9 protein-coding genes are annotated in these 8,545 nt (G+C 44.0%); 5 read left to right on the plus strand and 4 right to left on the minus strand.

The features are described 5' to 3' along the window. Positions 1-404: 404 nt before the first annotated feature. Positions 405-1,106, minus strand: coding sequence for a tyrosine-type recombinase/integrase (locus QUA25_RS28045; protein ID WP_333042915.1), 702 nt, complete (start codon positions 1,104-1,106; stop codon positions 405-407). A 189-nt stretch (positions 1,107-1,295) separates the two neighbouring features. Here QUA25_RS28045 and QUA25_RS28050 point away from each other — a divergent pair, with 189 nt between their 5' ends. Further along, positions 1,296-1,499, plus strand: coding sequence for a hypothetical protein (locus QUA25_RS28050; protein ID WP_333042917.1), 204 nt, complete (start codon positions 1,296-1,298; stop codon positions 1,497-1,499). 461 nt (positions 1,500-1,960) lie between these two features. Here the strand turns inward: QUA25_RS28050 and QUA25_RS28055 are convergent, their stop codons facing one another. The 3 genes from QUA25_RS28055 to QUA25_RS28065 all read right to left on the minus strand — a co-directional run bounded on the left by QUA25_RS28055 (position 1,961) and on the right by QUA25_RS28065 (position 3,167). Continuing rightward, positions 1,961-2,104: a hypothetical protein gene (locus tag QUA25_RS28055; RefSeq protein WP_333042918.1), complete on the minus strand. Its 144-nt coding sequence runs from the start codon at positions 2,102-2,104 to the stop codon at positions 1,961-1,963. Between the two features lie 40 nt (positions 2,105-2,144). Next, positions 2,145-2,276: a hypothetical protein gene (locus QUA25_RS28060; protein WP_333042920.1), complete on the minus strand. Its 132-nt coding sequence runs from the start codon at positions 2,274-2,276 to the stop codon at positions 2,145-2,147. A 132-nt stretch (positions 2,277-2,408) separates the two neighbouring features. Beyond that, positions 2,409-3,167 (minus strand): phytochelatin synthase family protein, encoded by a 759-nt coding sequence (locus QUA25_RS28065; protein ID WP_333042922.1) that lies wholly within the window; start codon positions 3,165-3,167, stop codon positions 2,409-2,411. 268 nt (positions 3,168-3,435) lie between these two features. Between QUA25_RS28065 and QUA25_RS28070 the strand changes: the two genes are divergently transcribed. The 4 genes from QUA25_RS28070 (at position 3,436) to QUA25_RS28085 (ending at position 8,130) form a co-directional block, all read left to right on the plus strand. Continuing rightward, positions 3,436-4,326 carry a hypothetical protein gene (locus tag QUA25_RS28070; RefSeq protein ID WP_333042924.1) on the plus strand — a complete coding sequence of 297 codons (891 nt, stop codon included), beginning with the start codon at positions 3,436-3,438 and terminating at the stop codon, positions 4,324-4,326. A 16-nt stretch (positions 4,327-4,342) separates the two neighbouring features. Continuing rightward, complete coding sequence (locus QUA25_RS28075; RefSeq protein ID WP_333042925.1) at positions 4,343-4,987, plus strand: hypothetical protein; 645 nt, start codon at positions 4,343-4,345, stop codon at positions 4,985-4,987. Positions 4,988-5,256: 269 nt separating this feature from the next. Continuing rightward, complete coding sequence (locus QUA25_RS28080) at positions 5,257-7,602, plus strand: outer membrane protein assembly factor BamB family protein (RefSeq protein WP_333042926.1); 2,346 nt, start codon at positions 5,257-5,259, stop codon at positions 7,600-7,602. A gap of 189 nt (positions 7,603-7,791) precedes the next feature. Then, a complete protein-coding gene (locus QUA25_RS28085; RefSeq protein ID WP_333042928.1) occupies positions 7,792-8,130 on the plus strand; it encodes a hypothetical protein in 339 nt (112 codons plus the stop codon). Positions 8,131-8,545 lie beyond the last annotated feature (415 nt).

Genomic DNA, 8,545 nt, shown 5'->3' on the forward strand with positions numbered 1-8,545 from the left:
CTAATAGACCGAGGGCTTGACCTCTCTTTCTACATGGTGATTGATGACTTAATTCTCTGCAGTCTTCAGCGTTTTTTACCCTGACAACTTTTGGCTTGTTAAACGCCCATGTGGCGAAGATATTTGACCCGTCACTGCATCTCGAAAATAGCTCGATGTCTGGAACCATATTTAAACTAAAGCTCCTCTGATTTAGGAGCCTTTGTTTTATGGGCTTAAGGGCTTTAAAGAACTTTTCTAGCGTAACGAGAGTGCTCAACTTTCGGTTGGTGATGATGCCGTAAACCAATCTCAGGCTTTGGCACGAGCTTCTCTGGAACACTATGAGAGCCGTTAAACGGATGGTATAGCACCTCCTAGCCAGCAGATGCTGCTGGAGCATCCCTTTTTTTACAGTCAGCCGATCACCAGTCGGGAATTTCTTCAGTTGCGTCGGATTGCGCTTGTGACAGTTGCTCCCTCGGTAACGGCACAGCCGGCAATTCATCCTCTACAGGGGGAAATGTAGCTTTCCCCGTGTAGGAAAGCATGGAAAGTGAAGCGATCGCTCCTTTGACTTGATCCGGCTTCACCTCTAAGTAATGCTGCAACTGTTCGAGGTTACTGTGACCGCTGATTTCTTGAATAATTCGCAATGGGATACCCGCATTGCTCATCTGAGTCAGGGCGGTTCTCCTAAAACTGTGGGTGGAGGCTCCCTCGATGCCAGTTCGCTCGAACGCTTCTCTCAAAATCTGATCCGCTGAGTTGGTGTGCAGATGCTTCCAGTGGTGGGAATGGTGGCGACCGGGGAATAAATAAGTCTGACCTGCGTGGGGTTTCCAAGATGTCAGGAGACTCCGCAAATCTTCAATGACTGGAATCGTTCTGGTTTGGAGCTGGCCTTTGGTGTTGCCCTTGCGGAAGTTGATTGTAGGTCGGACTGTACCTCTGGCAGTGTAAATATCGATGACTTCCAGGGAACAAGCTTCGGCAATCCGACAAGCGGTGTAGAGGCAAACTCCAAACAAGGTGCGATCGCGTGAGGTCTGCAAACCTTTGTTAAATAGCAGTTCGATTTCCTGTTGCGTAAGGATTTTCGCCTGGCCGTGCCGTTCTATCTTCATGCTTGGTGTATACCCGACCCGATACCAGAAAGTTTGCCGCAAATGCTGCATTGCTGCATCCGTCGGGGGTATTTCTTAACGTAGCGCTCTAGGAATCAGCAAGTTTGGTTCAGGCGATGGCAGTTCGAGTGTTGAGAGCTGCTATAGCGTGTTTAAATAGTTAAACTTTGGCTTAGGGTAAGATTTGCGGTGGAAAGTTATAAAGTCATGCTGGAAAACATAAAAGGCTTTTGCGAGCGTCTTGATTACGACCCGAGTAAGGGATATTGGCTTGCTGTTATAGCGTTACCAGATTACTTTGAGAGCTTGGAGATATACATTGCTGGTGATGCGAATGGGCTTAATCCAACGCTCGAAAAAGCAGTAGTTCGCGTTCTCAACAACTTTATTTAGTACCGTTGAGCCAACAGTCAAAGCTTATCTAGTTAACATAAAATCAGGTACTTTTTTTAAAGGCGGAGTCAAAGATGTGATTCTTCAGTTAAATGATTGTTACAAGACTGAAAGTGTCTGGGACATCATGTGGCTGAAGTTTTGCGATGTTGATAAACCCGATCAATATGAGGTGGTTTGCACTGCCGATTCAAGCTTGCCGTTTGGACATAGCTGTTGCCTATGGATTGTAACTTTATGCAATGATACTCCTATTTCACACTACGGCAATTTTTGGTAAGACATGGATAAGTGGTGATTCAAAACATATAGTATCAACCTGAGTTCGCAATGGCGGTGTCTATATTTTCTGATTCCGCGATCGCTCGGCGGCCTAGGGGGAGAGAATATACATTTATCACGGCGCAAGCCCAATGGTTCTTCTTTGGAGGTGAATGAGTAATTGCAAATATAGCCCCTACCTATTTACTATCCCCAAAACGCTCGCACCCAATATGCACCTGCCACTCCACTACTCTAGTAGATTCTGCTAACATACCCTCCAGGGCGCGGGGACTGCTGCTAACAATTGTTTGAGCTTCTTCCACATTTTCTGCCTGAATCACCCAAAGCCCTGTTCCATCATGGGGAAAAAACGGGCTTTATTCACAGTAGTATTCCTTTGTCCTGTTGCTCGCGAAACCAAGCTAGCTGATTGGGGTCGTGTTCGGGGTGAGCGTTTTTGTAGTCGTAATACTCTGGAATGGTTGCTACAACAACGGCAAAAAGTTTAGACACAGTGCTTTTCCAAAACTGATAAAGTTCAAATCAAAAATAGCATAATACTCCAATTACTTTTGGTCGCACCCGCAGTTTTGTCATTTTTGAGTAAGGGTTGAAGCCCAGCTATGCAATGCCTAATTCTCTATTTTACTGGCGCACAACGAGATAGCCCCGTGTCTTTTTGGAAATAGAATCGGTAGTATTCATCGCTTTCCAAAGATTTTCAGTAGAAGTCCATACAGGCGGATATTTATAGCTGGCTACGTCTTCAATCAAAAACCGATCGCTTTGCTCGTGATAGGCAGCGAGGGGAGAAATATGCCCGCTTTTACCCTGACCCAAAACAGAGCGTTGGTAGTTCACGATTATATAGTCGCCAGAACGGTTAAGGTTGGCTTTAGCTTGAGTACGAAATTGGTTAAGTGTTGTCTCCGACGCATAGTAGACCTCAACTTTGACGTTGTGACTTCTGAGCAAAGCAGCTAATTCATCAAGAGTCATGCCCGAAAAAGTAACGGCATAAGAAGAACGGATATTCTGGGTTTGACCGTCAAAAAAGGTGTCTTGGGTTAGGGTGCGATATCCCTGTTTTTTGCTGCCGAGTGCGTTCAGAACCATCACACTACTAGCCACACCACAATAGGCGGGACGCTTTTGAGTTTCAATGTGGGTGCTAAGCGGTTGAAAATCCTGTTTGCTCTTGCTCTGGTTCAATAGCTGTTGTCCTTCGGGTGATTCTAGAGAAACTAAAGTTTTGGGAAGTGGTAGTCGATTAACAGAAGGTGGTGAGAAGGCTTTCCAGGTAAAAACGCTTAAACCTGTGCCGAAAATTAGTAGAATACCCCCTCCAGCTTTTATTAGTCGCCCTCGCCATCGATGATTTCTCGACTTTTGATTTAAGTCCATATCTTCATCTCTCCCAAGAACAGTTGTGTGAAAAAAGTCTTAGTCAGAATTGGTCGTTGAACAATTAAACCTTACAATGTCTAGACCTTGGCATCTGGTTAGTAGCTCGGGTAACTATCGCCTTTGCTTTGGACATCATTATAGCAAGTCTTTTTAGGGTTAAAGTTTCATTATAATTAAGGAAAAATATCATTGTTATAAAGCGGTCTGAAAAATTTAGATTCTGTAATATAATTTTGAAATCTCTGCCTGGGAGCAAGATTGCATCATGCCGCCAATGCCAACAGTCACAGTCAAGTCAAGATACAAGCCGCAATCTATCGATACCAGCATTGAGGCGGACGTGCTGATGTTTCAGCTATTGCGACAGTTAACGCCCCAACAAAAAGTACAGCGGACTTGCGCTTTCAATCAAGCGGTGCGAAGGCTGGCAATATCTGGAATAAAGAACCAGTATCCCAATGCTGCTGAGACAAAAGTTCGGCAAGAATTTATTAAAAGGTGCTTGGGTGTTGAGTGGATAGAAGTTTTATCAGACAGTAAAGATTGGGGCGAACTCGTGATTGCTGATCCGATTCTGTTAGCGCAAAAAATAGCCAGCATCTTGCTACCGCTGAATATTCCCTATGTTGTGGGAGGTTCGGTGGCGAGTTCGCTGTTGGGAGAGAACAGATCTACGCAAGATTTGGACTTAGTAATTGACCTGGAATCGCGAACAGCACAGAGACTAATTGATGCCATGTCAGGCGAGTTTTACATAAGCGAGTCGGCTGTGACTGAAGCGATTGCCAATTCAAGAACAGCACCCCGCGAATCATCGTTCAATGTCATCTATTTGCCTTCGATGGAGAAAGCAGATATTTTTGTGATGGGCAGCGATGACCCTTTTTCGGCTTCCGTGATGAGCCGACGCCAACTTTTCCCTGTTAGCGGTTTAACAGAGGAGGGAATTTACATCTACTCACCCGAAGATATCGTCCTGCAAAAACTCAGTTGGTACAAACTAATTCCTGGCGGTTCCCAAAAGCAGTGGAGGGATGTGTTGGGAGTTTTGAAGGTGCAAGGGGAACGACTCGATATCGCTTACTTAAACCAGTGGGCTGTTACACTCAAACTAACAGATTTACTCTCTGGAGCGTTACTTCAATCAGGATATTAATAGTCGGCAATTTAGAATGAAACAAAACAAACAACAGCTTGCTATTGCTAAGAAAATCCAAAAATGGATTCAAGCCACCCAAGAAGTTGAAAAAGCTCGCTTTGCCATACCGATAACCAGGCTGACGAGTATCAAAAGTCTGTGCGTTGATGAACTCGTCGCCGAAAAGTTTGCGCTCTACATTGCTCGACTGGTGCAGCAGCAGATAAATCAGGCGAATTGTCCAGAACATTTTACGGAGGAAGAATGGGAACAGCAAAAACAATTAGTGGATGAAGCGATCTCACTGATGGACAGTTACCGAGAAAACCCTAGTTACGAAAGCCGGCAATCTTTGAGAAACTTATTGAGAGACATTGATGGGGTGCAAGGGGATGACTACCGCAATTTTAGGTGGACAACGGTGCGCTTTGTTCGCAGTGGAGATTTACTAAAGCTAGAGTATGCACTGCGCTGTTTTGTAGAGACAGATTTTCCCTATTGGGCTTACAAACTAGCTAGAGAATATGTAGAAGGCTATGGATTGCAGTCGGGTTCGGGTATCGTTGCTGAATCCGTACCCATGTTGTTGGAAGTAGCAGAATTTTGGTGTCAGTATTATTTCAATCAGAGTTTGAACGAGAAATTTCCTGATGGGGGCGCGATCGCTCTTGTGAGGTAGGGTCGTTGGGTCGGGTGAGATGCGAATTTATCAATTCCAGAGAAACGCTCAAAATCAAGCAGATACTCAGGCGCAGCGAGGGAACTGGCAGCTACCCATTTGCGGGATGAAGCATAATGAAGCTTGACCTAAAACAACGGGGCTATTTTTAATGATTCTCCAAGGGATTGTTTGTGTGAAGCTAACAAATTTGCTGAGGATTGAGTGATTGCGGGTTGCGGGTCAGTTGCCAATGTGCCAGTTGATTATGACAGAAGTGATGTGATTACATGAGCCAATATTTTTTGTGTTTGGCTTTATTTATTTCAGGATTAATTGTGGAGACTTTAAAACTTTTTAAGTTTATAATAATTTTTCCTTTTTCTAGAATAAGTGTCATTTTTACTCATATAAAAAAATTAGACCAAAGAAATCATCGGCCGTCTTTAGAGGAACAGCGTATGGGTTTATATGATGGTAGCGGAGTTCATCACCCCGATGGATTAAAGTGGAAGTTCAATACAAAAAGCAGAATACGTGTTTCTCCAGTCGTTATTAATCAAGTAGTGTACGTTATAAATGACCAGGGTACTTTCTATGCAGTTAATAGCCGAAATGGAAAAGCCAAGTGGACTTTTCAAATACCAAAAGAAGGGGAAGGGTCTGAAAATGCCTTCTTACGTCCATCGCCACCGACAATTGTTGATGATGTTGCCTACATCAGTAACGATAATCAGTTGTATGCAATAGACCTGAAAACAGGTATAGCTAAATGGACATTTGCCACCCCAGGCGTAGTGGAATCATCGCCCGTTGTAGCAGATGGTGTTGTTTATGTAGCCAGTAATTTTACGGAAATACACGGGTCAAACACCGAGCTCCCTTGCACACCTATTCTGAACGTACAGGGTTATCTCCAAGCTGTGGATATTGCTACCAAGCAAGTAATATGGCAATTTGAGCAACCCAATGGAGTTAGTTCTCTTGCTGTTGCTGATGGCACAGTCTACATTTTTGCATTTGGTAGTTTCTGGTCACTAGATAGTGCTTCATCTGCGGTACAGTGGCAATTCAACAAACACAATCTCAGTTTTTTGGCTCCAGTGGTTGTTAACGGAATAGTTTATGTTAGCTGTCCGTCCTACTATTCCTCTACAAAAAGTTCAGTTTTTGCTTTACATAGTGCTAGCAGACAAATTGTATGGGAATTCCAAACAAGCGGTTATATCTGCACAAGTCCGTTAGTCACTGATGACATGGTTTACATTGGCACTAGAGAGGGATATTTATTGGCTCTCAACAAAGAAACAGGACAATTACAATGGACTTTTTACCGTGGTGATTGGAACATCAATTACCCTAGTATGGCTGAGGGAATAGTTTATTTCGGCAGTGAAGACGGAAATCTTTATGCCTTATTCAGCACTACAGGCCAGCAACTGTGGAAGTTCACAGCAATGGGTGGAGTGTCTTCATCTCCTGCTATTGCTGCTGAAGTGGTTTACTTTGGCAGTGAAGATGGTTATCTATACGCAATTGATACTACAACAGCACTAATTAACCAAATCCTTTCAGATGCTTCAATTCAAGGAGAGCCTTTAGCAGATCCTCCAATTAGCTCAGATGGAGCTATGTATCGCGCCAATCCACAACAAACTGGTGTTTACATTACTAGAGGTGTTCACCAGGTTGTTGGATTGAAGTGGAAATTCTCGCTGGATAGACATTTATCATCCCCCCCGATTGCCGCGAATGGAATAGTTTATGTCGGCTGCAGTTACTCTAATCTTTATGCTATAGATGCTGAAGTTGGAAAACAAGTATGGCAGTTTGACAAAACAACTTATTCTTGTTCCGCTGTGGCTGATGGCATGGTTTACATCGGAGGTGATTCTTTGTATGCACTTTCTGCGATGACTGGACAAGAACAGTGGTCTATCAAACTCAGCAGCGCTGAGTTTCCTGCTGTTGTTAATGGCACAATCTATGTTTACAGCAGAAACAAAGACGGATCTCACAAACTCTCTGCCCTGTCGTGTCGGAATGGACTATTAAAGTGGCAGGCCCAAGTGTCCTTATCTAGCGGTTGCCCTTTGATAGATGATGAAATCGTTTTAGTACACAATTATCATTACGTAAATGCGCTTTCTCTCGCTACAGGAGAAGTTGCATGGCAATTCAAAACTCAACAGTACGACGATCGCTTATCAGCTATTTCTGATGGAACAGTTTACTTGGTTGGACAGAAAAATTTCTATGCAGCAGATATCCGTACTGGAGAGGTGAAGTGGAACTTTAGTCCAGAAAAAGGCTCGTTGAGACACGATCTGGCGATTTTTGATGGCACAGTTTATACTATCAGCCAAAATACTCATACACTCTACGCACTTTCCTGCACAACTGGGGAAGAGAAGTGGCAGTTTACAACGGATACTAACATACAAACACCTCCGACTATTGCTGACGGAATTGTTTACTTAGGAACCTTTAGCGGTAATGTTTATGCAGTAGATGCTCTGACAGGACAACAACTATGGAAGTTTGCCATAGGAACGGCATTATGCTCTGAACTGGCGATCGCGGAGGGGGTAATCTATACTACGGGCTCTGACGGGAAGCTTTACGCGCTCAGTTGAATTAGGGGAAAGTATGCGATCGCCAACTATCAAAATTTTGTTTTCCGCGCGTTGCTGATTTACGGTATGAAAGACTAAATATGCAAATTTTAGAAACCAGTATCTACAAAGCTTCTGGATTTTCGACTTATTTTTTTCATACCCTGATTAAGCAAGGCTGGGTTTCTTTTTCCCCTACAGTTACGAGATATGGACAAGTTTCCAGAATACGATCCTCGCTGTGGTCGTGAGACAGAGGGCCAGTGGTGGAGCCTGCCACAAGACATTGCTTTAGCCAACACTCCTGAATTCAGTCAACGTTTCTTCGCTCAAGTGTTCAACGAATTCCCAGCATTGGCGACAAGCGTCGTTTTCTTGCGATGGTCTGTTGGGCCAGACGACCTCTACGCAGTATTTAACTTCTCTAGCGGTGGGTTTGGCGTGCAGATCGATCCGGGGCTAGAGTACATCATAGTGTGGGGGACAGGCGAGCATGGGGAGTATGGCGATTGGATGGGCGATGGCGCTCGGTTAGCGGAGAGCGCTTGAGGATGTCCGTACCTTAGTTCGGTGGTTTGAGAGTTTGTCTAATACGGTTGAGTGATGATGAGACAAGTGCTGGTGAGCGATCGTAAATTCCGAAGGCGTTTAGTCTGAACTTTCCCCTGCAAATGTTACTTGCATAGACGAGCGAAGCCTTCGATCGCAAAGATTTTAATTGAAGTACAAGCAGCAGATAGATTTGGGCTGCATATCTCCAGCAAAACCATATCCAAGCTAAACTGATAATCGCCCTAATTTTTAGAATTATCTATGGGACAAGAAAGCGCAATATGATATCTGGGGAAATCAAAAGTCGGCGTTGCTGAATTAGAGTAAGTAGGTCGGCGCCAAAAAACCGAACTATGTTAAAATAAGTAAAGAAAGAGAACACATCTACTGAGGTAACTCAATATATGGGCGC

Origin of the sequence: Microcoleus sp. Pol17C6 (genome assembly GCF_036701145.1) — a bacterium.
In the GTDB taxonomy this organism is placed as follows: domain Bacteria; phylum Cyanobacteriota; class Cyanobacteriia; order Cyanobacteriales; family Microcoleaceae; genus Microcoleus.

Bases quoted from the DNA above. Each gene is read 5' to 3' on its own strand.
- QUA25_RS28080 (WP_333042926.1), top strand. From the start codon at position 5,257: ATGAGCCAATATTTTTTGTGTTTGGCTTTATTTATTTCAGGATTAATT.
- QUA25_RS28045 (WP_333042915.1), bottom strand. From the start codon at position 1,106: ATGAAGATAGAACGGCACGGCCAGGCGAAAATCCTTACGCAACAGGAA.
- QUA25_RS28085 (WP_333042928.1), top strand. From the start codon at position 7,792: ATGGACAAGTTTCCAGAATACGATCCTCGCTGTGGTCGTGAGACAGAG.
- QUA25_RS28075 (WP_333042925.1), top strand. From the start codon at position 4,343: ATGAAACAAAACAAACAACAGCTTGCTATTGCTAAGAAAATCCAAAAA.
- QUA25_RS28065 (WP_333042922.1), bottom strand. From the start codon at position 3,167: ATGGACTTAAATCAAAAGTCGAGAAATCATCGATGGCGAGGGCGACTA.
- QUA25_RS28070 (WP_333042924.1), top strand. From the start codon at position 3,436: ATGCCGCCAATGCCAACAGTCACAGTCAAGTCAAGATACAAGCCGCAA.